This is a genomic window from Ottowia thiooxydans DSM 14619, assembly GCF_000422885.1.
GTDB classification, from domain to species: domain Bacteria; phylum Pseudomonadota; class Gammaproteobacteria; order Burkholderiales; family Burkholderiaceae_C; genus Ottowia; species Ottowia thiooxydans.
Map to the genome: position 1 here is coordinate 30,059 of NZ_AUGX01000038.1, position 24,677 is coordinate 54,735.

General features: G+C 55.9%; 22 protein-coding genes. 7 read left to right on the forward strand and 15 right to left on the reverse strand.

The window, feature by feature from the left end; all coding sequences use genetic code 11:
- Nucleotides 1-2: 2 nt before the first annotated feature.
- Genes G518_RS36390 through G518_RS0122215 form a run of 3 tightly spaced genes read right to left on the reverse strand, consistent with a single transcriptional unit; the run spans nt 3 to nt 3,073 of the window.
- Complete coding sequence (locus tag G518_RS36390; protein ID WP_051237267.1) at nt 3-1,091, reverse strand: MBL fold metallo-hydrolase; 1,089 nt, start codon at nt 1,089-1,091, stop codon at nt 3-5.
- 3 nt (nt 1,092-1,094) lie between these two features.
- Nucleotides 1,095-2,240 (reverse strand): acyl-CoA dehydrogenase family protein, encoded by a 1,146-nt coding sequence (locus G518_RS0122210; protein WP_028604416.1) that lies wholly within the window; start codon nt 2,238-2,240, stop codon nt 1,095-1,097.
- Between the two features lie 47 nt (nt 2,241-2,287).
- Entirely contained in the window at nt 2,288-3,073 is a 786-nt protein-coding gene (locus tag G518_RS0122215; RefSeq protein ID WP_028604417.1) for an enoyl-CoA hydratase/isomerase family protein, read from the reverse strand.
- A gap of 240 nt (nt 3,074-3,313) precedes the next feature.
- Between G518_RS0122215 and G518_RS0122220 the strand changes: the two genes are divergently transcribed.
- Complete coding sequence (locus tag G518_RS0122220) at nt 3,314-4,291, forward strand: Bug family tripartite tricarboxylate transporter substrate binding protein (RefSeq protein ID WP_028604418.1); 978 nt, start codon at nt 3,314-3,316, stop codon at nt 4,289-4,291.
- Nucleotides 4,292-4,517: 226 nt separating this feature from the next.
- Here G518_RS0122220 and G518_RS0122225 read toward each other — a convergent pair whose 3' ends face one another.
- From G518_RS0122225 to G518_RS0122265, 9 genes are all read right to left on the reverse strand, one after another.
- Nucleotides 4,518-5,498 carry a Bug family tripartite tricarboxylate transporter substrate binding protein gene (locus G518_RS0122225; protein ID WP_028604419.1) on the reverse strand — a complete coding sequence of 327 codons (981 nt, stop codon included), beginning with the start codon at nt 5,496-5,498 and terminating at the stop codon, nt 4,518-4,520.
- A gap of 34 nt (nt 5,499-5,532) precedes the next feature.
- On the reverse strand, nt 5,533-6,327 hold the full coding sequence (locus G518_RS0122230; RefSeq protein WP_036595636.1) for a DUF169 domain-containing protein: 795 nt from the start codon (nt 6,325-6,327) through the stop codon (nt 5,533-5,535).
- Nucleotides 6,320-6,991, reverse strand: coding sequence for a UbiX family flavin prenyltransferase (locus G518_RS36395; protein ID WP_051237269.1), 672 nt, complete (start codon nt 6,989-6,991; stop codon nt 6,320-6,322). The genes G518_RS0122230 and G518_RS36395 overlap by 8 nt, the downstream gene beginning before the upstream one ends.
- The gene (locus G518_RS0122240; protein WP_028604421.1) at nt 6,988-7,425 is read right to left on the reverse strand and encodes a hypothetical protein; all 438 of its coding nucleotides are present in this window, start codon (nt 7,423-7,425) and stop codon (nt 6,988-6,990) included. Before G518_RS0122240 ends, G518_RS36395 begins: the two co-directional genes overlap by 4 nt.
- A gap of 53 nt (nt 7,426-7,478) precedes the next feature.
- Entirely contained in the window at nt 7,479-8,951 is a 1,473-nt protein-coding gene (locus tag G518_RS0122245; RefSeq protein WP_028604422.1) for a UbiD family decarboxylase, read from the reverse strand.
- Nucleotides 8,952-9,307: 356 nt separating this feature from the next.
- Nucleotides 9,308-9,844 (reverse strand): TIGR02444 family protein, encoded by a 537-nt coding sequence (locus G518_RS38705; protein ID WP_051237270.1) that lies wholly within the window; start codon nt 9,842-9,844, stop codon nt 9,308-9,310.
- A 134-nt stretch (nt 9,845-9,978) separates the two neighbouring features.
- A complete protein-coding gene (locus G518_RS0122255) occupies nt 9,979-11,742 on the reverse strand; it encodes a chorismate-binding protein (protein ID WP_028604423.1) in 1,764 nt (587 codons plus the stop codon).
- A 120-nt stretch (nt 11,743-11,862) separates the two neighbouring features.
- On the reverse strand, nt 11,863-12,834 hold the full coding sequence (locus tag G518_RS40115; RefSeq protein WP_156909500.1) for a beta propeller repeat protein: 972 nt from the start codon (nt 12,832-12,834) through the stop codon (nt 11,863-11,865).
- 256 nt (nt 12,835-13,090) lie between these two features.
- A complete protein-coding gene (locus G518_RS0122265) occupies nt 13,091-14,224 on the reverse strand; it encodes a DUF72 domain-containing protein (protein ID WP_028604424.1) in 1,134 nt (377 codons plus the stop codon).
- Nucleotides 14,225-14,392: 168 nt separating this feature from the next.
- Between G518_RS0122265 and tadA the strand changes: the two genes are divergently transcribed.
- Nucleotides 14,393-15,778: a tRNA adenosine(34) deaminase TadA gene (gene tadA / locus G518_RS0122270; RefSeq protein ID WP_036595639.1), complete on the forward strand. Its 1,386-nt coding sequence runs from the start codon at nt 14,393-14,395 to the stop codon at nt 15,776-15,778.
- Between the two features lie 173 nt (nt 15,779-15,951).
- On the forward strand, nt 15,952-16,929 hold the full coding sequence (locus G518_RS0122280; protein WP_028604426.1) for an LD-carboxypeptidase: 978 nt from the start codon (nt 15,952-15,954) through the stop codon (nt 16,927-16,929).
- A gap of 21 nt (nt 16,930-16,950) precedes the next feature.
- Here the strand turns inward: G518_RS0122280 and G518_RS0122285 are convergent, their stop codons facing one another.
- Nucleotides 16,951-17,304 (reverse strand): hypothetical protein, encoded by a 354-nt coding sequence (locus G518_RS0122285; RefSeq protein ID WP_028604427.1) that lies wholly within the window; start codon nt 17,302-17,304, stop codon nt 16,951-16,953.
- Between the two features lie 275 nt (nt 17,305-17,579).
- Between G518_RS0122285 and G518_RS0122290 the strand changes: the two genes are divergently transcribed.
- From G518_RS0122290 to G518_RS0122300, 3 genes are all read left to right on the forward strand, one after another.
- Entirely contained in the window at nt 17,580-18,548 is a 969-nt protein-coding gene (locus G518_RS0122290; RefSeq protein ID WP_036595641.1) for an FHA domain-containing protein, read from the forward strand.
- Nucleotides 18,549-19,025: 477 nt separating this feature from the next.
- Nucleotides 19,026-19,676: a GntR family transcriptional regulator gene (locus G518_RS0122295; protein WP_028604429.1), complete on the forward strand. Its 651-nt coding sequence runs from the start codon at nt 19,026-19,028 to the stop codon at nt 19,674-19,676.
- A gap of 84 nt (nt 19,677-19,760) precedes the next feature.
- A complete protein-coding gene (locus G518_RS0122300; protein WP_028604430.1) occupies nt 19,761-20,630 on the forward strand; it encodes an ankyrin repeat domain-containing protein in 870 nt (289 codons plus the stop codon).
- Between the two features lie 638 nt (nt 20,631-21,268).
- Here G518_RS0122300 and G518_RS0122305 read toward each other — a convergent pair.
- Nucleotides 21,269-21,661 carry a VOC family protein gene (locus tag G518_RS0122305; RefSeq protein ID WP_028604431.1) on the reverse strand — a complete coding sequence of 131 codons (393 nt, stop codon included), beginning with the start codon at nt 21,659-21,661 and terminating at the stop codon, nt 21,269-21,271.
- A gap of 379 nt (nt 21,662-22,040) precedes the next feature.
- Here G518_RS0122305 and G518_RS38710 point away from each other — a divergent pair, with 379 nt between their 5' ends.
- Entirely contained in the window at nt 22,041-23,912 is a 1,872-nt protein-coding gene (locus G518_RS38710; protein WP_051237272.1) for a hypothetical protein, read from the forward strand.
- A 327-nt stretch (nt 23,913-24,239) separates the two neighbouring features.
- On the opposite strand, the gene G518_RS36415 is transcribed toward G518_RS38710, so the two are convergent.
- Nucleotides 24,240-24,677: IS3 family transposase (locus tag G518_RS36415; protein ID WP_036595642.1), on the reverse strand; the 438-nt coding region annotated here is incomplete at its 5' end.

The following is a 24,677-nucleotide window of genomic DNA, read 5'->3' on the forward strand; positions in this document are numbered from 1 at the left end:
ACTTAATGGCGTTCAAAACGGCGCAAGCCTGCAGCGTCTACAGCCGACGCCAAGAGTCCTACGCTCTCCAGATAATTCAAATGCGCGATGGCCTCACCCAGACCGAAACCGATCTGTTCATTGCGCAACTCACGCCCGAACAGCGCAGGCAGAAACTCATAAGCTGACATGGGCCTGGTGCAGGCGCTCAGCACTACCCCCAGACGCTCCTCGTGATGCGCCCGAATCTCTTCAACGCGCCGCGCAACGCCAACGAAGGGTTGTTTGTGAGAAGGCAGGAGCAGCGTTGAAGCGGGAATATCCTCAAAGCGACGCAGCGTATCCAGGTAGGAGTACAGGGGGTTCTGATCGCCGCCGGGCCACACAGCGATATTGGGTGTGATCTTCGGGAGCACCTGATCACCACCGATCAGCACCTTGCCATCCTCGCTCAGCAGACTTAAATGTTCGGGCGAATGTCCCCGGCCAATGATGGGCTTCCAGCGTCGCCCTCCCAGCTCAAGATGCTGGCTTGTATCAAGCACCCGCACCCCGATTGGCAGCGCGCACACCTGGGTGCCATAACGTGGCATGTGGTTGATCAACTCTGTCGATACTGCTGCCGGTATGCCATGCTCGATCCACAGCGGTGTGCGCTCAGCCACTACATCGCGCTTTGGGTCCGAATAACGTCCCGCCACTTCAAGCTCTCCAGCCGTCATGTACACCGGAACTTCAGGGAATTTCTCAGCTATCCAGCCAACCATGCCCACATGATCAGGATGATGGTGCGTCACCACGATGCGTTTCAATGACCCGTGCGCGGTAAAGAAGGGCGACGCAAACACCGAATCCCAAAGATCACGAGCCGTCTGTGTGCTGATGCCGGTGTCAATCAAGGTCCAACCATCGGCTTCGCGAAGCAGATACAGGTTGATGTGATTGAGTGCAAACGGCAGCGGCAGGCGCAACAGGAAAATGCCCTCAGCCAGCTCTACCGGTACGCCTTCGGTAATGTCGGCCTGGTGATACTGCAGTGCAGGCAGGTTGTCCCGTCGTTGCCAAAGTTCCTGGCTGATCGTCTGTACCTGAGCCGATATAGGTGCGGTCATGAGTCAAAGCCCCATCTGCTTGGCAATGATGGTGCGCTGAATCTCCGAAGCTCCCGCACCAATCATGCCAATCCGTGAATCACGGAAGAACAGCTCCATGTCGTACTCCTTGAGCACACCATAGCCACCCATCACTTGCACCCCGTTGTTGGCGATGTCGAACATAGCCTCGCTGGCGTACAGCTTGGCCATGGACATTTCCTTGAAGCACGGCATGTTCTGCTCCAGCATCCACGCCACGCGGTAACCCAGCAAGCGCGCCACATCGGTCTTGATCTGCATATCGGCCAGCTTGTGCTGCACGGCCTGGAATTTGGAAATCGCCTGGCCAAACTGCTTACGGCCCTTGGCGTAGGCTGACACATAATCAATCATCGCCTGTGAGGTGCCCGCATACATCATCGCCACGCTGAGCCGCTCAATGCCTAGCCCGCTGTTGAGGTTGGCCCACCCCTCATGCAATTTGCCCATCATGCGCTCGCGCGGCACTTTGACGTCACGGAAGAACACCTCATTGGTGTGCGTCGCGGAGCGGCCCATCTGCTTGAGCGGACGGATCTCGATGCCCGGCGATTTGGCATCCACCAGGAAAATCGTGATGCCATTGTGTTTTTTTTCTGGCTTCCGAATGGTGCGCGTGACTGTGACAATCTGATCTGCCACATGCGCATTGGTCGTGAACATTTTTTGCCCATTCAACAGAAAATGATCACCGCGCTCCTCGGCAAACAATTCCACGGCTGCGGCGTCTGAGCCCACATTGGGCTCACTCAGCGCAAATGCGAGCTTGGTTTTCCCCGCGACGACCTTGGGCAGGAACTCGTCCTTTTGCGCCTCAGTACCGTAGGTCATGATGTTGTAGGCGCCCAGCACCACTGAGGTGAAATACGAGGTACCTGCTCCGTACCATCCGTAGCCAGCTTCCTCCAAGAAGATTGCGAGTTCCATGGGACCAAGACCCGCGCCGCCGTATTTCTCTGGGAAGGGGATGCCCATCCATCCCTGTGCAGCCATCTTGTCGTAGAGTTCGTGCGGAAACTTGTCGTTATCGCTGCAGTCTCGGATGTACTCCCGCGTGCATTCCCGCTTCATGAACTTGCGCACTGACTCGCGCAGCATCTGCTGCTCTTCGGTGAATCCAAATTCCATGTGGTTTGTCTCCTGATAAGTGAATGTCTAACGCAGGCTGAATTCAGCTAACGCGATGATTTGCGGTCAAGGAAGCGACTCACCGCCTCTCGGTGCTCTGGGGAAATGAAAGACGCACCAAGCGAGACGGCCTCCTGCTCCAACGTGGATGGCAGATCGGCCGTTTGCGCAAATCGCTGCAATGCTTTGATGCGAGACAGTGCAGCCGCGGGCAGAGCCACCAACCGAGCCAGCAGCTCCTGCGTGGCATTTGCGAGCTCCGCCTTGGGAACTACGCGGTTGAGTAAGCCATAGCGCTCGGCGGTGGCAGCGTCCACAAACTCACCCAACATGAGCAACTCGTTCGCGCGCCCCAGGCCCACCGTGCGCTGCAGAAGATAAGAACAACCAAACTCTGGAGTGATGCCAACACGAACAAACGGAAAACAGAACCGTGCGTTGTCCGATGCAATGCGCAAGTCACAGGCTAAAGCAATCGTCGCGCCTCCGCCCACCGCAACGCCGTTAATGCTCGCAACCACTGGCTTAGGCATGTTCTGAAGCACTTGGGCAAGCAAATTCGGCCCCTGTCGAATCCGGTCGCTCCATTGCTGCTCAGTATTTCCCGCCCCACGCTGAAACGTGTCCTGCAAGTCTCCTCCAGAACAGAACGCGTCATCACCGCTACCTGTAATGGCAACGGCCCGGATGGCGGTATCCGCCGCGGCGTCTTCACATACTTCCACGATCTGCCGTGTAGTGGCGTCGCCCAGCGCGTTACGCCGCTCGGGGCGGTTGATCGCGATGAAGGCAACCCCATCGCGTTTTTCGTAGATGAGATCGATGGCATTCATGCGACGAACAAGCTCATGTAATTAAGCATATGTCCGGACAATATGAGCTTTCTCTCAAGCTGTCAATTGGGAGAAATCCAAACTTTCCTAGGTAAATTCACTAGGTGAATTCGCGTTGACATAGCTTGTCGGAAACTATATTGTCCGGATCAGAACGCGTTAGGTCCCCAACTACATCAGACAAGCCAGACCCGGTACGGGGACTCCGGACGACTGGCAAACCCCACGAGGATTTCACAGATGAAGCGTCGTTTTTCCCTTATCTCAGCCGTAGCCGTAGCAGCAGGAACACTATGCACTCCAGCAATGAGTGATCCTGCTTTCCCCCAGAAAACGGTCAACTTTGTCGTGCCGCTCGCAGCTGGCGGTGGTACGGACATTTTGGCGCGCAAGCTAGCGCAGCAGTTGGCTTCTATCTGGGGCCAGTCGGTGGTGGTCGAGAACGTAAGCGGTGCGAGCTCCATCATCGGTACTCAGCGTGTGGCTCGCGCCGCTCCAGACGGCTACACGCTTTTAGTGACCACCAACGGAGCCATCGTCGGGAATCGCTACCTGTTCAAGAGCCTGCCCTACAACCCGGACAAGGATTTCATTCCAGTTTCGCAGTTGGCGGACATCGATATGGTGGTACTCGCCAACAAAGCACTGGCCGCGAACTCACTGAAAGAGCTCATTGCACAAGCCAAGAAGGATCCCGGCAGCGTGACCTACGCCTCCTATGGCAACGGCTCGCAACCACACCTGCTTATGGAGCTGTTCAACAAACGCGAGAACATCCAGATCACACACGTTCCTTACAAGGGGCTGGGCCCGGCGCTCACCTCGGTGATGGCGGGGGAGACCATGCTCACGCTTACAGGGCGGGGATCGGGTGATGCGGCGATTCGCTCTGGCAAGACCAAGGTGCTGAACTACAACTCAGACAAGCGAGACCCAGCTTATCCGGACATTCCTACTTCGGCCGAATCCGGGTATCCCTACTTCAAGGTGGCGACGTGGCACGGCGTTTTTGCGCCACGGGGAACACCCAAAGACATCGTCAACAAAATCAATAAAGACGTACTCACTGTGCTCAATCAGCCCGAATTCCGTGAGGACATGGCCAAACGCGGTTACGAAATTCCTACGCGCAGCCCAGAGGAATTTGCCAACGTCATTCAAGATGAAGTCAAAGCCACTGGCGAGATGGTAAAGGCCGCGGGCCTCAAGCCAGAATGAGCGGGCTGGGCTTAGTGAGCTGAAACGAATCCGTCACTGGATTCGTATCCCATGACACCCAACTCCCATCGTTCACCGTGAGCCTGTCGACGTGCAGCGCAAGGCTTCGACAAGCTCAGCCCGAACGGTATTGATTAGGCTTTACGAAAGTCTCACACGAAGCAAAGGCCGATCAGTCAAACCAACTGGTCGGCCTTTTTGCTGCTACCGCAACAACCTAAACACTTCAAACAGTAGCGCCGGTCATCTTCACCACGTCAGTCCACTTCTTAAGCTCATCGGCAATGAACGTACCAGACTGAGCTGCATCGAGCGGCATGGGCTCCATCCCCATACTCAGCAGCTTCTCGCGATTGCGCGGGTTGGAGAGGTATTCCACAATGCTCGCATTAAGCCGCGTCACGACGGCCTCCGGCATTTTCGCCGGCCCCATCACCCCGTACCAGGCCTTCAGATCGAAGTCCGGCAACCCCTGCTGCGCGAGGGGTTGAACGTCAGGAAGCGCCGGTGACGGCTGTGCCGCCGTCAGCCCCAATGCTCGCAGCTTGTTGGTGCGGATATGGGGCAGGGCGGTAGGAATGTCGGTGAACATCATCGTCAGCTGGCCACCAATCAGATCCTGCATGGCCAGGGCGCTACCCTTATAGGGCACATGCAGCATGTCCACTTTGGCGAGATTCTTGAACAGCTCTCCGCTAAGGTGTTGTGAGGTCCCCGCGCCGGAAGAGCCAAAAGAGAGCTTTCCCGGTTGCGCTTTTGCCAGCGCTATCAGCTCCTGCACATTCCGCACGGGCACTGCCGAATTCAACACCAGTACATTCTTTTGCACGACGGTGGCGGAGATGCTCGTGAAATCCTTGAGAGCGTCAAACGGCAGGCGTGATCCGTACATACTGGGCGCAATACCATGCGTTGCGCTGGAGGCCATCACGAGGATATAGCCGTCGGGCGTAGCACGGGCCACATACTCGGCACCGATATTGCCGCCTGCTCCGGTCCTGTTCTCCACCACCACAGGTTGACCAAGCTTTTCGCTTAGATGTTGACCCAGCATACGAGCGAGCTGATCAAGTGCACCGCCTGCAGAAAAGGGGTTGATCAGGTGCACTGGCTTGACCGGGTAGTTCTGTGCTGAGCCTTGAGCCCAGGCTAGCCCAGGCGCGGTAGCACCTACGGCCAGAGCTTGAATCAATTGACGTCTTTGCATCACTTTTTGTCTCCGTGGTTGAGCTTGTCGTTACTTAGAGCTTGCCTGCGTAACTCGCCTGAAATGCCATGGCTGGATCACACTGAATGCCGTAGGGCGGTATCGGATAGCGGATTCCGTGACTCGCAAGCCACTCGAGCCCTAAGACGATTTCCTGTATGTGCGAAACCTGTAGCGCTATCAACATCTCATCGTCCTGAACCCCACCAAACTTGCGTTCGGCATAACACGGAATCGCCATGCTGGGCTCGCGCGTTGCCAGCCCCGCACCCCAGCTGTCTGCGCAGGCAGATTCACCTGTAGTGCCGAACTGATAGCGCACATAACTACGGTGCTGCAAGGCATTGATGAGCGTGACCATTTGCCCTGGGGTTGCGTAGATCAGTACTGTGTCGGGGTCAATCAAGCGGCCCGATGCCAGTGGCGACAGCACAACGCCCACATATTTGCCATGCGGCACACGCGGCATCTCCGCCTGATGCTTCTGAGAAGCCTCAATAGTGGCAAACCACACACCGTGAAACATGCTGCCATCCAGGTACTTGGCGCCCGGTGCATTCAGCCCCATCACGCCGCCGCAATTGCTGTTGGCGGCCACGTTCTCATGCGTTGCCCCCATGGTCCATCCCAGCCAGCGAGCCTGCCCCACGAGTTGACACATCGAGAACCGCACCCCGGCAGCTGGCCACCGAATACTCTTAATAGCCTTCATCTCATCCACGGTCTCGAATAGCTTCAAGGCCAGCGGTGCGGTGCGCAGGCGAAGGCGCTGCGTCAGCCGCTCTACCAGATCCGCGTAGTTGATGTCTGTAGCCACTGCATCAGTCATGGGTCATTGCTCCTTGTGGGGATTGCGCTTGTGCGCCGGCGCTTGATGGGATCGTCGCGGCCAACAACGAGCGACTGGTTTCACCCCAACGCGGTGCGGCCTCGCATTCGATGTCTATGAGATCAAGACAACGCATGACGCTGTGATCGACGATGTCGGCCACCGTTTGCGGGCGGTTGTAGAACGCAGGCACAGGCGGAAACACGATTGCGCCGGCCTGGGATACACGCAACATGCTCTCGATGTGTCCCACGTGCAGCGGTGTCTCGCGAAGCATGAGCACCACTCGGCGACGCTCCTTGAGCGCCACGTCTGCCGCCCGCGCAATCAGCTCCCCGGTATTGCCCCACGCAAGATTCGACATGGTCTTGATAGAGCAGGGCGCCACAACCATCCCATGAATCTTGAACGAGCCGGATGAAATGCTCGCACCGATATCCACACTGGAATGCACAACGTCGGCCATCGCCTCGACATCGGCCACGGTCAACGAAGTCTCAAGTTGCAGCGTTTGCCGAGCGGATCGGCTCACCACGAGGTGGGTTTCAACATCGGGCGTGGCGCGCAGAATCTCCAGCAGCCGAATGCCGTAGGCACTGCCGCTTGCACCGGAGATTCCCACCACCACGCGCTTCTTGCCAGAGGCGCGGGTGTTGTTCGTCATTCCACACTCACCTTGAAGCAGACCTGGCCCCAACTGCCATTACAAAAGCCGGCATCTTGGCAGCTGAATGAGTTGAACCACATGCCATTGGGATCTAGCCCTTCGGCAATGCGGTCATGCGCCATCGCTGCATGAATGGTCATGGGTGCAACGGCGTAAATGCAGATGTTGCAGGACTTGACCACACCCGCCGCACTCACTTCAATGCGGTCACCATCCTTGAAGCCCGCAGCGCAGCCATGCGAGGACACCACCGTGGCCACCACGGTGCGTCGGTTGGCTTCAGGAAGAGCCTCCGCGGCTCGACGTCGACGTTCATCGGCACGGAACTCGGCTACCTGCTCGTCGGTATAGCCCATGTTGGCCTGGAATTTCTCCCAGTTGAAGGGCTTGCGTGCCTTGGGGGCACCTGGAGGATTGGAGATATCGCTCATGATGTTCGCCTTTCAATCAACTTGAACAACGCAAATCAGATTTTCTGTTTGCATCAGTAGCTGCGCGAGAGCAGGGATTTCAAATAGTCCGGCTGCCTGGCACGCAGTTTGGCGGCCGCTTCCGTGCCGATCCACTCTTCAATGGCCACGTTCTCGAAGACACCTCGTGTGTAGCGGTCCGAGCTGCTGAACGACGCTGTTGCGTCGATGTACACCTTACGCCCGGTGCCCGCTGCATCGCCTTCCGCCAGCATGCCACTCACCTTGGCTCGCGGGGAGAGCATCAATCCCTCCTTCATGTCCGATCGTGTGATGACCGCCCACATGACATCATCTGCATTGGTGATGTCGATGTCGTGGTCTACCGCAATCACCCAGCCCATATCGGAGTGCGCCGAAAGCGCACCAAACGCGAGGTTGTTCTGCAATCCTTCGTCCCGAAAGCTCTTTCGCCGGATGCGGATCACCACACCCAGACAGCCTCGCATGGCCTGGAGCACATGACAGTTCTCAAACACGCGGGGGCTGATGCGGCGGCAGGCATCGAACACTGAGGCCTCGGCGGGTAACGCCATAAGGTTTGTCGTCTCGGCGTTGACCGCCAGCGGGAACCAATACACAGGATTGTTGCGGTGCGTAATGGCCGTCACATTGAATTCCCAGACGCGCCATGCCCGGCCCATATAGCCACCAGCCTCCGGCATCATCCCTTTTTCACCGTCTTTGCCGGAGTCTTCTTCAGAAGCTAACCGGTCGGTATCTATATAACCTTCAAGCACGTACTCAGCTTCTGCCAGACTCCACGCACCTTCTTGTGTACGGCACTTGACGAACTCCACAGCTTCCCCCTGCAGAGCGCCGGCCATTCCCATCTCGTCGTAGCCCAGAGGCGTGAGGGTTTGCTGGGTGCTGCCAGAGCATGCGAGTAAAACAGCAGGTCCCGCGCCAATGTTCACGCTGATGGGAATGCGCCGCTCACCGCGAGCGCGCAGTTTTCGGGCAATCTCCAGCATATGGCGGCCCGCCTGAATCGTGATGCAAGTCAGGTCCGCACCAAGCACGCGCATGCGGTGGTACGAGCCGTTGAAAGCCCCCGTATCCGGATCACGCACCAAAGCCAACCCGCCGGTGATCACATAGCCGGCATCTGCCGATGTCTGCTGCGTAAGCGGCAACGTCTTGAACAGGTCAATGCCACTGGTAATCACGTTCTGCTGGCAAGCGGCGCTGGTAGTTTCCCTGGAGGGAATGGGGTTCAATGCCGCGTCAGCAAGGCGCTCAGGAAGATTGATGGGGTCAATACCGCACCAGCGCGCAATGCGCTTGCGATCACTGAAAACGTTGGTGACGATGCGCTGGCCTTCATGGCCACGCACGTTTTCGAAGACCACCATCGGCCCATTGTCCGTGGTCCGGGCAATTGACGCGATTTCCAGATAGGGACTAGCCTCGCGCGTAATGCTCAACAAGTCATCGTTTGCCTGGGCTTCAGCCATTGCGGCCGAAAGACTCTTTACAGCTTGCATCGTGTCTCCGTGGGTTTCCATCTCATTTGTCCGGACTATATAAGAAAGAAACCGCTTGTCAAGCACATGCGCACCTAAGGAAAACCCTCTCGTAAACGGAAAAACCTCATGCCCAGCCAAGGTCCTTACACATCCATCGTCGTGTGCATCTACGGATTCGGAGAGGGGATGCTAACTGTGGCCTGCGGCGTCACAAATGTTCCCAACAGCGCGTGCGATTGATTGGCTTTGCACCCTGCAGCCGTCAGCGCAACGCCCACTGCGATCCACAGCCGGAGCTTTCCTCTGGATATATGGAGACCACGCCTAGACTGACCTAACGTGATACTGCTGTGGAGGCTCTTTGGAGGAGGTTGTTAAGGAAACAGCGTCCGATCAAGCAGTTCTATGGCGTCATCAATATCAGCGCGGCCAAGCAATGGAACGCTTGCAGCGCGAACGGCATAGAACTGAACGACGGGGCGAATCGATTTCGCACCCGTCGATTTGGTCTGCGTCAGGTCCGTCGCAGAGGGCAGGGCGGCCAGCCGCATCAGCGCATGACGCTCTGCAGCCAACTCCGCCTTCTGGATCGTGGCTCTCAACTCGCTCAACGCGGGGTTGTCCTTCGCAATGGCACGCCGCGCCGAACGCAGCGGGCGAACCACACTGTTGCGCCAATTGCGCACGCAGGTATCGGCCGCTTCAACATCAGACGAGGTGATGGCTGCCGCACCGATTGGGCTAGACACATGGGCGAGATGCAGCAAGACCAGGACGTCGAGATCCAGTTCGTTCTGCAAGAGAAGACAGGCAGTAGCCACACCTGGCCTTGCATAAACTTGAAGCGCGTATTCCCAGGCCGCTTCGGCGTCTACAGCGGCGTCGCGATCAGCATCTGAATTGAGTTCCATACGTGGATCTTGCCACCACACGCGCCCTAGCGCACGCATGATGCGGCACAACTCGATTACTGATGTGCCAACCGTGTATCAACGCTTTCGATTGCGGCGCGCGTCAGGAGAGCACAAATCGCAAAAACCTCTGATTACTCGTTAACAAACTGAACCGGAATCCACCCACGTAAGCTGTTGAAAAACGCGACCGACTCTGCGCGTGCCAAGTCTTCCACACACACGACACCTTCCTCTATTTTTCCCGATGCGATCGCGACGGCCCGTTCAACGCCAGGCAACAAGCCGCTGCTCAAAGGGGGGGTCAGCCAGCGTCCATCCAGCTTCACGGCCACGTTACCTCGAGTGAACTCGGTCAGCTCGCCTGCTTCGTTCCAAAGCAGCGTATCAAACACGCCCGGACCGGGCGCGAAGGCATCGTAGTGACCCCGGCGCGTGGTTTTGAAACGCACAAACTCGCCGTATGCCTCTGCCAAAGGTTTGGATGCAAGCTGGACCTGCACAGGTCCTTCCACATCGGCCATTGCAGGCGCCTCGACCTCCAGCTTGCCATCAGCATGCAGCAAGAGGCGAACGCGACGAACGCCTTGCGGATGTGCGGCGGTTAAATCTGAAAGCGCGCGCACGGCTAGTGACCGATCCCATGGATAGCCAAAATGCGAAGCACTGGTCGCCATACGGTCCAGATGCGCGTCCATATGACGCGCCACGCCGCCTTCAATGCGCAAAGTCTCCAGTAGTGCAAATGGCGAACTTGCGCGCTGTACGAAGGCCGCCTTGTGATGCCATTCCTTCCACTCGCCGTCGAACTTGGCATCGATCGTGATGCCACTTCCAATTCCGCAACGAACCTCCTGGCCCTTCAGTTCCAGAGTGCGAATGGCCACGTTAAAGGTGGTGGCGCCACCCGGCCGGATTATGCCAATGGCACCGCAGTAAACGCCGCGAGCATCCGGCTCAAGTTCGCGGATCGTGCGCATGGCCTGGACCTTGGGCGCCCCTGTGACAGAGCCGCACGGGCAAAGCGCTGAAAAAACGTCCGTGAGCGTAGTGCCCGCCCGAGTGCACCCCACCACATCTGTGGTCATTGACCATACCGTGGGCAGCGCCTCTATGTGAAATAGGCGAGGCACCTTCACGCTGTGGAGCTCTGCAATGCGAGAGAGATCGTTGCGGATCAAATCCACAATCATCACGTTCTCTGCTCGTTCCTTGAGGCTGGCAGAGAGAGCTGCGGCATTTTTCTCGTCTTCCTGGGGAGTGGCGCCACGCCCGCAGGTGCCCTTCATTGGCCGAGCCAGAATTTGGCCCCGCCCATCTTCGTCAGGTTGCCAATCAAAAAACAATTCCGGTGATACGGAAAGCACCTGCTGATCGCCAGTATCTATGAACGCAGCGTAAGTACCAGGTTGGGCGCGCTGTAGTGCCGAAAACAGTGCGAGTGGAGTGCCAGAACGCAGCGTTCCTCGCATGCGCGCGGTGTGATTAATCTGATAGACCTCACCTGCCGCAATGCGCCTGTGAATATCGTCAATGGCAGCGCGCGCGTCATCTGCCTTTAACGGAGCATGCCATTCAACCACTGCCTGGTCATTGTCGGTGTCTTCCCAGGAACCCGCTTCGTCGAACACAGCGAACCACGCCAACGGACCAGAGGGGAGGGGGTGCGTGACGAAAGCTTCATCAAACGCCGCTGCCGCCTCATAGCAAACGAAGCCCACGCACCACGATCCCGTCTTCGCATACGCGTGTGCGGTATCGATTACCTCTCGGACTTGGTGGAGCTCCGTGGCTTCAAGTACCTTGATGGGTGATTTGAATGAAGCCCGAAGCGGTGGTTCACCCGCTCGCGGAGAGATGAAATCAATGAATGCGCGCACAGACGGGAAAAAAGACAAAGTGAATGCTCAGGAGAGAAACACGTGGATTGAATCATAAGCAGAGGCTCGTTCTCCGCGTGCTCCTGGAGTGCCGGTCCTTCCAGAGGGTCGGCAGGGATTCAGGAGGCGCCTCCGCGATCAAAGAATGGTCTGCCATTCGCGCCCGTCGTATACCGTGGCTCCGTGCATGCCCGCCAGCAGCATCACGCCATCGCCCACCGACAGGTTGCCTGAACAGGCCTTCACATCTACCGGCACATCGGCCTCTTTGAGTCTGCCGTTCTCGATGACCCATAGGCCATAGTCCGAGGTGCACCACACCTTGCCGTCGTACCAGACCATGTCTTTGAACGCCAGGGTCATTTCATCGCGGTGGATGATCTCCCAAGCGTCTTCGCGGCCACGCATAACCGATCCGCTCTGCATCCCGATGTAGACATAGCCGTCGCCTGCACAGCAGACGCTACGAAAATACATGTTGGTGGGGACCACACATTGGTACCAACGCTGCCCGTCATAGCGCCACGCATCGCCTTTGCCACCTACGCAGTAGATATCCGTTGAATTGAAGCCATCTATTGCGTCGAATCCAGCATCATTATTTTTTCCAATATTTTGTGGAAGTGGCAATGTACTGCGATCACCAACTAGAGACTGCCATTTATTGGCCTCCACTCTTTTTGCAACGGTACGCCAGAGCCCTACCGCATAAATAGTGCCATCAATGCTTTTTTGATTCATGCATCCCCAAAGAACACAATCATGGCCTGACTTTCCTTGAGGTATCGAGTCCTCCATGCGGTCTTCTCCCCCTCCAAGCACAGCGACATCGCACTCCCGAGAAGTCATAACTGCTTGATTCACAGGGACCTTACTTGATACCAACCGAGCTCCCTTAAATCCGTAATACTCAGTCCAGTCTAATCTTTCTCCCACAGAATCCATGGAAAAGTAATTAAGAATTCTTTTCAAACCTTCATCTGATTTCTCGATATCTTGAGCAAGCAAAAAAGAAAAGGTTGACCTATCTCTAATTGAGCAGTCTGAAATAAAGAAACCTGCAAAAGCGTTTTTCCGCTCAGAGTCACTTAATAATAGAAAATTATTCAAAGTCATCTCCCTTTAGCTCTCTTGTCTGTGTTGGAAGAGGATGATGCAGCGCCACCTGACCGTCCAGTACTACCCGACTTTCCTGATTCGCTCCTGGGTATACAGTTCATCCGAACATAAAGAGCATGAAGCTGTGCCTCAAAGTACTTGATATCGCACATTGACTCTGGAAAAGCTGCCTGTATTGACCGGGCACCAGCGCCAATATGGAAATATGCTGTTCCGCCAGGCGACTTCTTAAGTGCCTGCGTGCTGGTCACGCGCTGGGTGATTGGCGCTGATGGGAATTCATTCTCACCGCTTTAGCAAGCTCAACCACCGAGAGCGGCGCAGAACCTTCTGCCTTGTTATTGATAGTGATATACGCCGGCAGCTTCTCACCCGTGGTCCCCTTGATCACGCGGGTCAGCGCCTCTCGTGTCTGGAGATCGGGGTCAACAAGCCTATCGAATGGCTCGTAGGTTTGCCGGGCTGCCTCGTAGCCATAGGCGCCATGGCGGCGATGCAGGTTCCAACGACAAACCAGCGGACCAGGCCAAAGCGCGCGCAATAGGGGCAACTGATCCTCAATAGGCGGCATCTTGGCATGCAGCCCAAGGCAGTACGTGGTGGGATTGGTGGCGCGGGCTTGCCTGAGCATACGAGCCAGCAATGGCGCGTTGGTGGCGGTGAGAAATGCGGCATCACGCACTTCTATCGCTACCACTCCATCTGGAGCCCTTGGCGTAACGCAGGGAAGGGCGGCCAGCATGATCCCAATTTTCTCGATGACCTCCGGTATACGAGACAAAAGCTGGTGGGGCAGGGGGCTGATCTGAAAGACCAATGCACCTACCTTGGCGCCCAATCCCTCCAACGCTGGCTCCATAAACTCTCGAATAGCCAGATCCGGGCTCAGAAATGCCGGATTGAGGGTCATTCCGCGTCCAGTTTCAGATCGAACCTGAGCATCAGCCACCAAGCTAGGCGCCTTGACCACAAATCGAAAACCATCAGGAACCTGCGCCGCATACTGGGCGTATTGGCTTACGCTCAGGGGCCGATAAAAAGCCCTATCGAGACTGACCGTTTGCAAAAGAGGGTGCTTTGAGTAAGCCGGCAGCCCTTCTTTCGATAGCTTGGCATCCGGATACTGTCCGCCCCAGACCAGCCCGGACCAACCAGGAAAACTCCAGGACGAGGTACCAAGCCACAAATGGGAAGGCAAGCTCTTGGCCAATTCCAGGAGATCAGGAGAAGGCTCTGCCGGTTGCACGCCGGCAATGCGCCGCGGCGTACGGGCACGCCGCTCCACGGGCGGGTTGGCAGAGACAGGCAGGCCTTCCTCGGGTTTCGTCTCCGCGGGCAATTCACCGGAAAAAAGTGAAGCTTGGTCAAGTGGAACGGGCATATCGCTGTAAGCGGAAATCTGCGAGGACTCATGAAAACGACCAGGACCCCAGTTCGCGCTCAAAATGAGGTGTGCGCTACGATTATGCGGATTCCAACGCATTTTCCATGCACCAGTTTTCTATAGTCCTCCGTCTCGCTCACTTATGTCCATGTTTCCTCGCTTGAAATGAATAACCTGCAGGAGCTCACGGACGACGCTTATTGGATGCGGCAAGCCTTGGCTGCGGCCCAAGAAGCTGGCGCACGCGGCGAGGTCCCCGTAGGTGCTGTGGTCGTGCGGCAGGGCCAGTTGATTGCCACAGGCAGCAATGCCCCTATTGCAGGCCATGATCCCACGGCCCACGCCGAAATCGCAGCACTGCGTGCCGCGGCGTTAAAACTTGGGAACTACCGGCTTGACGACTGCGAGCTCTACGTCACGCTGGAGCCTTGCGCAATGTGCGCTGGAGCCATGCTGCACGCCCGTCTGAAACGCGTCGTTTTCGGCGCACCAGACCCTCGAACCGGTGCCGCGGGCTCGGTGCTCAATTTGTTTGCAGAGCCGCAACTCAACCATCAGACCCAGCTCGCAGGTGGTGTGCTCGCACCAGAGTGCGGCGCCATGTTGCGTGAGTTTTTCCGGCCAAAGCGCAGCAACCCCAGTCCTTTGCGTGAAGACGCTTTGCGTACCCCAGACACCGCATTCGCTGCTCTGCCGGGTTACTCATGGCACCCCCATTACGTGAGCAACCTGCCCAGCTTGGCGGGTCTGAGAATGCATTACGTGGACGAAGGGGAGAAGAGCGCACCACGTACCTGGCTCTGCTTGCATGGGAATCCAAGCTGGAGCTACCTCTATCGCCACATGATCGCCGTTTTTGCGGCCGCTGGGGACCGGGTAGTGGCACCAGACATGCCGGGTTTCGGCAAGAGCGACAAACCCAAGCGCGAATCCGCTCACAATTTCGTGTGGCACCGGCAGGTGCTGTTAGAGCTGATAGAGAGACTGGATTTGAAGAACATCATCTTGGTGGTCCAAGATTGGGGTGGCTTGCTGGGCTTGACATTGCCTATGGCCGCGCCTGATCGCTACAAAGGCTTGCTCGTCATGAACACCATGCTGGGCACCGCGAACGCTCCACTTTCCCCCGGAGTCATGGAGTGGCGCCGGATGTGCGCAAACAAGCCGGCCTTTGATATTGGGCGCCTTCTGGCACGCAGTACCCCTCAGCTTTCGGCCCAAGAGCGCAAAGCCTATGAAGCTCCGTTCCCGGACTCTGGCTACCGGGCCGCCACACGTGCATTTCCCGCCATGGTGCCGGAATCCGTGGATGAGGAGGCTGCCGTCATATCGCGGGTTGCCCGCCAGTACTGGAGCCATCAATGGACCGGCCAAAGCCTGATGGTAGTGGGCGGCCAGGATCCAGTGATTGGCATCGCGGAAATGCAGGCGTTGCGTGCCGATATCCAAGGGTGTCCTGCACCCTGGGTCATCGAGCATGCCGGCCATTTCGTGCCGGAACTGGGCAAACCCATTGCAGAGCGGGCGCTAGATTATTTCGAGAAAAACTGAAGCCTCAGTAATACAAGGTTTTATTCGTTTCTAATATATTCATCTGCCTCAGAGTCGGCCTCGCCTGGTGTGGCCATCCCAAATTTGGGAAAACAAGGTCGATTTGGAGCCAGCGCCCCTCACCAAGGCGCTTGCAGTCAGTCAACTCCAACAATAACCAATCACCGATCGTCATGGCTCATATCTATATTTACTCTCCTTCGGGCGCAGTGCGCGACCGCGGCGCATTTCGGCGCGGCGTCAAACGCTTGCAGTCACTTGGTCACGAAGTCGAGATAGACGCTGCTGCACTCGATAGCTGGCAGCGCTTCGCGGGCGACGATGCCACACGTTTAGCCGCCATCGGTCGCGCGGCTGCCAGCGGCGCAGACGTCGCCCTGATCTCCCGAGGCGGCTTTGGCATTGCTCGCCTTCTGCCTGATTTACCCTACCGCCAGATCGCCAAGGCTGTAGAAAAGGGCACCCGTTTTGTGGGTTTCAGCGACTTCACCGCTTTTCAGCTGGCATTGTTGGCCAAGACGGGCGCAGTCACCTGGGCGGGTCCGGCGCTATGTGAAGGCTTTGGCACCGGCGATAGCTCAAACAAAGCAGGCGAGGGCGGTAAATCCGAACCAGATGGCCCGGACGACATCATGCTGGCCTGCTTCGACGATTTGATCCACGGCATAGGGGAGGGCACCGGTTGGCGACTCCCAGCAGACTCCGCCAAACTCTCGCTAAAGGGATTCAAGGCGCGGCAGGCTCCGCTCTGGGGTGGCAATCTGGCCGTATTGACATCTCTTTTAGGTACACCGTATTTCCCGGATATCAAGAAAGGCGTGCTCTTCCTGGAAGATGTGGGCGAACACCCGTACCGCATAGAGCGAATGTTGAGCCAACTATTGCTCTCTGGGGTACTTGCTCGTCAGCAGGCCATCGTGCTGGGTCAATTCACTGACTACACATTGTCTTCGCACGACAAAGGCTACAGCTTGGCCAAGGTGGTGGAGTGGCTGCGCGGACACGTGAAAGTGCCGGTTTTGACCGGACTGCCGTTTGGCCACGTTCCAACCAAAGTGCTCCTGCCGGTAGGTCTTAAGGTTGAGCTCTTGTTGGAAGACCGTGAAGCTCTCTTGCTCTGGGGCCACGTCCACGGGGACCACGCTCACTAAGGGCACGTTCTCCCGTTCAATTTACATGCGCAAAGTGGTGGCGCGAGACATCATTCCTTTGGGCAGCATGCCATCGAACAACACAGAGAGACTGATCATTTTTGTATGGGCAACCTGCTCGCCATGCAGACCGGCCAAAGCGGCCATAAGCTCTGCACGCGCATACCAGAGGGCCTGTGCATCGCCGCTAAGGTGAATGCGGCGCACCACGCCCGGGAAATCCTTGGCACCGTCTGGTCCCAGCATATCAAGCATGGTCAGTCGGATGTCTTCAATCCGATCTGACTGCCGCTGCGCCAGTGGCTTGGAATGTGGTTGCAGACCTGTCCACCTTCCATACAGTTCTGCAAAAATATTTGTAACGGCCCAACTCATGCGAAGATTGAACGTAGTTAGAAGTAATTTTGTAATTCTTAATGCTACTCCAGCTACGAGATGTGTGGAGGAAAAATTTTCCAGTTAACTTATCCATTCGTTGCCCAAGTACGACGGATGACTGAAAAACTGCTCAGAGACTCAGACCACGCGTGTTGAATTTCCGTTTCAACCCCATCATTGCCAAGTATTGGGCATATATAAGGGGGCGTCTTTTAAGCGGTTCAGCGACTGTTGTAGCTGAACCCACGCCCACGCAACCCGTCTTGCCGCATATGGAAAACCCTCTGCAGACCATCGTTTTCATCGATCTCGCTGATAGCACTGCAGCCTTCCAAGCGTTGGGCAATGAAGAGGTCGCGGGCGTGATCTCCAAGCTCACGCAGTGGATTGGAAGGGTGTGTGAAGCCCATGATGGTCGAATAGTCAAGTTCCTGGGCGATGGCGTACTTGCCGAATTCGACAATGGGGCCACGGCTGCCGCCGCTGCCGTATTTCTTCAACAACAACACACAGCTCGAATTCGGCCTTGGCCGAAACCGTTGCGGATGGGATTGAAGATTGGCTTGGCTTCGGGCTTGGTAGTACGTATGGGCGACGATGCTTATGGAGAGTCCATTAATTTGGCATCTCGCCTGTCAGACATGAGCGGCTCCAATTCGATCTGGGCCACCGAATCTGTCATTGGCCAATTGCAGGGCGAACGCGAAACCGTGTCCGCGAATGGTCGTGAAGGGGTGCTGGACCAAGTGCGCTACCGTACCTTGGGTACGATCAATATCCGGGGAATCACAGAGCCGCACTCAGTCTTCCAAATTGAATGGAATGATGAGGTTCCGACGGACCTCATGACCGTCCGCGGAAACCTTAGCGAGTTCGGTCAAACCCAAGCAGCGGAGCCGGAAAGCAAGATCCTGCTGTCCTGGCTTGACACCGAAAAGGCTTTTCCCAACAGCGAAATGCCGATAGAAATCGGCCGCGCGCCTAGTGGCGCCTTTGTCGTGAGCGACCAGCGTGTTTCCCGTAAACACGCGAGCATTGAGTGGATCAACGGAGCCTTTGTGCTGACCGACCTCAGCAGCTACGGAACCTGGGTGCGTTTCTCTGGCAAGGACGGCTCGGAAACCCAACTGCGCCGCAACCAGTGCGTGCTGCATTCGAGCGGCGAGATGGCCCTGGGCGCACCGTTTTCCGATTTCAGTGCGCCAACCTTGACCTTCCACGTCAATTCAACCAAAGCCTAGTCAAATTGCGGCGTGGAGTGCAAAAGGTGGGGGGCAGGGCGGGAGGCTTGGCTGCAACCGATTGATGACGTCCCGACCACGCAAGCCTGACCCGATCCCGCTCATTGGTCATAGCCCAGCCGCCTGCAACTAGCGACACGTCAGTCGACGGGAGGCCCGCATCCACGGCAAAGGCTCGAGCGACCTACGCAAACTGATTGCGCAGCCGGGCGCGATGACTCCTGGATCCAGGCGAGCTACGCTCGTTTCATGTCCGGCCACATCTGGGCTGTCAACGCGACGACCATGAGCAGCTTGGCAAAGGACCACAACTGCAGTCAAGAATCCTGTCCTCGCGTTTCGCCTCCTCGTTTGTCTCGTTGACGCATTTTTGAATGAATGTCAAAATATCTGATATCTCAGATATCTCAGATATCAGTTTGCCTAGATGAATTTTCTGCTCTGCACTGTTCAACAGACTTGGAAGCGCCGCGCTCCATGAGCAAAGCTCTAGAACTCGAACGCCCTCGCTTGTTAACCGACGTGGTGGGTGTGCGCCTGCGGGAAGCAATCATCAATGGTGACCTAAAACTGGGCGAACAGGTCTCAGAGGCGCAGCTTGCGCAATTGATGAACGTGAGCAAAACGCCTGTGCGCGAGGCCCTACTGCGCCTCAAATCCGAAGGGCTGGTGGAGATTCACCCACAGCGCGGGACCTTCGTCTTCCGCTTGTCCACTAAAGAAGTAGCGCATCTATGCCAATTCCGAGCCATGATAGAAACGGAAGCACTACGAGAAGCCATGCACGCGCGTCCGAAGGCACTAGTCAAGCGATTGGCAGTGCTCGTGAAGTCAATGAGGACGGCCGAACAGGCGCAGGATATGTCTGCGTTGGCGCAGTTGGACATGGACTTCCATTGGGCGCTTTTGGCGTTATGCGAGAACGACTACCTGCGTGCCGGATATGAGCTTCTGCGCTACCAGCTCAACGCTCTGCGCCACCGTTCGCCCATCTCGAACGCGGTGTCAAGTCACCAGATCCTAGTGGACGCAATTGCTGGGGACGATGTCACCACTGCCACGGGGTTGCTGCGTGAGCACATTCAGGACAACGAGCCCCGGTACTGCATTGCCTGCGGAGTGGCATAACAGTCATTTTTTCTTGGACAATAAATCTCCCAGCGTCATTCGACTATGAAAAACATAATTCAGAATCAACATCTAAGTCCATTAATGATCGCCGCAGGCAACGGTGAAGCGGAGGAAGTAAAAAAACTCCTCGCGGGTGGAGATTCTCCCTTTTTACTTGATAGCCTTACTGGGACGTCACCTTTGCATTTTGCGGCTCAAGGAGGGAACATCGAAGTTGCCCGTCTCCTGATCGGTGCAGGTGCCCTAATCAATTTGCAAGCTGCAAGTAACAGCTTTACGCCATTAATGGTCGCGGTTTGGTATAGAAATCCGGAAATGGTCCAATTTTTGTTAGAGCAAAAAAGGATAAATCCTTTAATGAAGAATTTATTCGGAATGACAGCTCGAGAGTTCATCAATGAGAAAGATGAAGCTTCACAGAATAGGGCCGATAGAGAAATAATCGGAATATTCGATGAATTTTTCAAAAATAGAAATATATTTATAACACACCATTTTGAGGAAGACGAAGTCACACCAAAGCCTAGTGGAAATATTAACGTTCGGATTCCCAATGGCATCAATGGCAACGATTACCATACTTCTGCATTGGTGGCCGGAAGAAATGGGGATATTGCGCTCTTAAAAAAATTGCTGGCGGATGGAGCAGATATCCTAGCAACCGACGAATATATGCTCGCCAACATCGCACACAAGGCAGCGTATAACGGTCACGCAGACATCTTGGAGTTGATATGTAGACTTCCGGATTTTGACGAAATTAAAGATAAACAAGGGCCTACTAACGGTTATACGCCACTACATGACGCGGTGTGGCACGGGCATTATGAGGCTGTCAAAATTCTCTTAAGTTCCGGTGTGATAAGAGATTTAAAGGCATGGGACAACCTTACGCCGCTGGATCTTGCTCTCAAAAATGGATATGAAGAGATAGCTGAACTTTTTAAGTAAAGAAAAACCTCTGTTCTATAGGCTCCAAAGGAGGGTGGACGCATAACTGGCTCTCACGTTCTCATAAGAGCCGACCTTACTCATTGCACCTTGCGTGAATTCACTCATTGCAGACCCTAGTTGGCCAAAATTCAGGGGGTTAAGTAGATTTCAGGGGGTTCCCTCGGTGCGTGTCACGCTGGCATCTCTAGGTATATGAGCTCGGAGAGTTGGGCGTTAGCTCTGACATGAGTGAAGCTGCGCTCCCGTACATCAACATGTGCGACTCAACGCATAGGCCGCAAAGTTGTAATCTCACATGTAGACATGTCATGTGCACGACCTAAGGTTGAGCTCTTTGCAGAGGACAATGGTCATGAGGTATGGCGTCAACGAGAGGACGCGACGGTTGCTGAGAGCATCCCCACATTCTCGATACTTAACATAATACACATCGTATGAAGTAAGACCAACACGGCAGATACCCCTGCACGTGCGGGAAACCCGCGCCAGCCAAGGCCGCAAGCTCCGTTCGTTGTATCGCAGCCTGGGCTGGTCAAGGGCCGACTGCGCGAAGTTCCTTCATGTCACCAAGCGCGGCCTACAGAACTTGGACGCCGTTCGCCACGCTCAAGCTGTGATGCGACTGCATCTGCGCTTCATGCGGCAACATGGCACGCTACACACAGCTTGTTCCCATCGAGGTCACGAAAGTACGCGCCGAAATATTGCTCGTGGTATTCAGGCCGGAGTCCTGGAGCGCCTTCGGGTGCAGCACCAAGCAGCAACGCGAGTTCATACACTCGCTCGACTTTAGCTCGCGATGAAGCCATGAAGGCCACCATGGTGCCGTTTCCGGGGCTCGGTGCTTCGGTATTGAACGGTTTGGCAATAACGAATAGCGGGCGTGGACCGGGAGTTGACTCCCATCCTGCCCATGGTTTTTCAGGGTCACAGAACCGCTCTTTGAAACCCAATACCTGAAAAATCTGGCGATAGAAATTCAACGATCGGTCGAAGTCAGAGATCCCAACAAAAACATGCGAGAACATTTTTCCATCCTCAGATTCACATCTACCGATTGACTTCGACAAATGGCGCCAACCATTCGTCAGAAAGAATTATCAATCATCGATGTCATTTGGTTCTCTCCAGCTGAGCACCTCGTCTCGCATAGTTCTCGACATCAAGCACCTCCGGAGCTACACCTGCGCTTTTTTCCATCGTCGGGTAGCTTCTGACGGCCCTTGGGGCCGCGCCAAGTTCGTTTACTCCGTTCTTGAGCTTGTGGCTCGCTATCCCGGACCGCCCTTCTCTCTTCTATCAGGGATTTCGGCACTCTACTGCCATTCATGTCACCCAAACAGGTGATAGACAGGCATCCGGCGCCAGCTTAAGCTCGTAACCACTTTGAAAATTCATCCGCAGCACATGACTAAAAACCTCTTCACTCATGCAGTCCATATGCTTTTACCGGCACTTGGCCTTGTTTTCTGCGTAAACGCCCAGGCCAACTGGCTCATGTATGACGAAGCCAGTTCAAAAGGAATTTATGTTTTTGAGAACGGCGTACGGTACGAAGGAGGCGTGCGTAACAAGCAATTCCACGGGCACGCCGTAGTCACCTCGCCTAATGGTCAACGCTTTGAGGGAGCCTATGTTGACAACAAGCGAACCGGCTATGGGGTGCTCGTTTCGGCGAGTGGGCAACGCTTTGAAGGGCAGTTTTTAGATGGAAATCGGACTGGGAAGGGACTTCATACGTGGCCGGATGGTCACCGCTACGAAGGCGATTTTCTTGATGGGAAAGCTCACGGCCAGGGAACGATGGCCTACCCCAATGGACAACGTTACGAAGGTCAATTCTTAGAAGGAAAAAGAGCGGGAAAAGGGGTTTTAACCTGGCCGGATGGTCACCGCTACGAGGGCGATTTTCTTGATGGGAAAATGCACGGCCAGGGAACGATGGCCTCCCCCAATGGACAACGTTACGAAGGTCAATTCTTAGAAGAAAAAAGAGCGGGAAAAGGGGTTTTAACCTGGGCGGATGGGCAACGCTACGAGGGCGAATTCTTGGATGACAACCAGAGTGGACGCGGGTTGCTTGTGTACGCCGACGGTCGGCGCTACGAAGGTCAATTTTTAAATGGAAAAATAGCGGGAAAAGGCACTTTCACTTGGCCATCTGGGGCCCGCCATGAAGGCGACTACCTCAACGAGAAGCGGAATGGGCATGGGGTTTTTACATACTCAAATGGGCAACGGTATGAGGGGCAATTCCTGGATGGAGACGAGTCCGGAAAGGGAGTTCATACCTGGCCTTCAGGCCAACGATACGAAGGTACCTTTTTGAAAGGGGCGCTCGAGGGTTGGGGCGAGATGCGTTACGCAGATGGAGAGAGGTATGCCGGAGAATGGCGAGGAGGCAAACGCGTAGACCGCATTGAACAGCGGGAGGCGCGCGAACGACAAAATTCAGGCAATACCTCCCAGCTCATCGCTGGCTTGATCGGTACAGCCGTCATTGGAAGCGCGCAGGGAATTGGAAGTGCTGCAAAGTTGCGTATGGCAGGCGGATTTATTGCTGACGTGGCGACTAACGGCCAAGCGGGTGGCATACAGAGCGCAACTCGAGACATTCAATCAATGCCCATCAATACGCAGCAAGGCTTTGCTGAACAGCAGCGGGCAGCCTTGGCCGCAGAAAGAGCACGCCAGGAGAATCAGCAGGTACTTGCGCGTGCTGAACAAGATAGACAACAGCGGCAGGCTCGTCTTGAACAGGACAAGCAGCAGCTGGCTACTCGTACCGAACAAGCAATCCAGCAGCCGGCTACTCGCGCTGCACCACAAAACCAGCAGTCGCTGCCGGTTACTGGTGGTGGTACTGGACAGCAAAGCCTGCAGTTGATTGCTCGTTCGGATCCACAAAACCCACGGGCAGTTGCTCCTGGTGAGCAATCTTCTCCACCAGCATTTCCGCCGGTGATGGAAACCAATCCGTATGTACGGGACTCTCATCGGAACTTCTCCTCTTGGGACGTGCCGATGTCCCCATGGAGCGGAGACTCCAGATTTGCAGAAACCCGTGCCGCAGCATGCGAAGCTGTCCTGAATGTGATCTCACGGAAGATCCAAGAAGAGAATGCCAGGGGCTACAAGGTCGTCACGGAGAAAACAAATTGCATATGTAAAACCACTGGGAACCATGGCGAAATTCCGGTGGTTGCAAAAGGTTGGCTGTGCGGCGCCTACTTTCAATCACGTGATACGGGTAAGCGGAGAGGCGATGTGGCTCGTTGACATTGGTCGATCAACAACGGGAGCCTTGACGCGCTAAGTGCCAGTCGACAGACTTGGTTTTTATCCGAATGCGGTCATTTAAGCTGCTTTAACCGGACGTGGCTCTGGATTGGTTCGGTAGAAGCTTGTTGCGGCAGAAACTCGTATCGCGGCCGCTCATAGAGGGCTGGGAAGCCAGTTTTAGAGTGACCTTAATTCATCCACGGAGTTTTTCCACCCTGAGATGCTCGCAAACGCGACCACCAGGCAGCTCCGGCAATACCTCGTCTGCCTCCCCTCCCGGTGATTGCCGGTGCTTACGGCAGTGACGGCCCGGATGTGTGCTGGTCAAGTAATTTCGGACACCGAGATAAGGGCACGTTCTGCCATGTGCCGTTCATAGACATTGGGAGGCAGATAGCCCAGGCTCGAGTGCAGACGGCGGCTGTTGTAGAAGCCGACGATGTAGTCGCAGATGTCGGCGGCGGCTTCAGCGTGGTTGGCGTAGTCGCGCTGCCACACACGTTCCATCTTGAGGTTCAGGAAGAAGCGCTCCATCACGGCGTTGTCCCAGCAGTTGCCCTTGCCGCTCATGCTCGCGCGCAGGCCATGGCGTGCCAGCAACTGCTGATGCTCGCGGCTGGCGTACTGGCTGCCCCTGTCGGAATGAACGATGAGTCCTGCAGCAGGGCGACGCTGCGCGATGGCCATCGCCAACGCATCGCACACCAGTGTGGCCGGCATCTCGTGTGACATGGCCCAACCCACGATCTTGCGGGAATACAG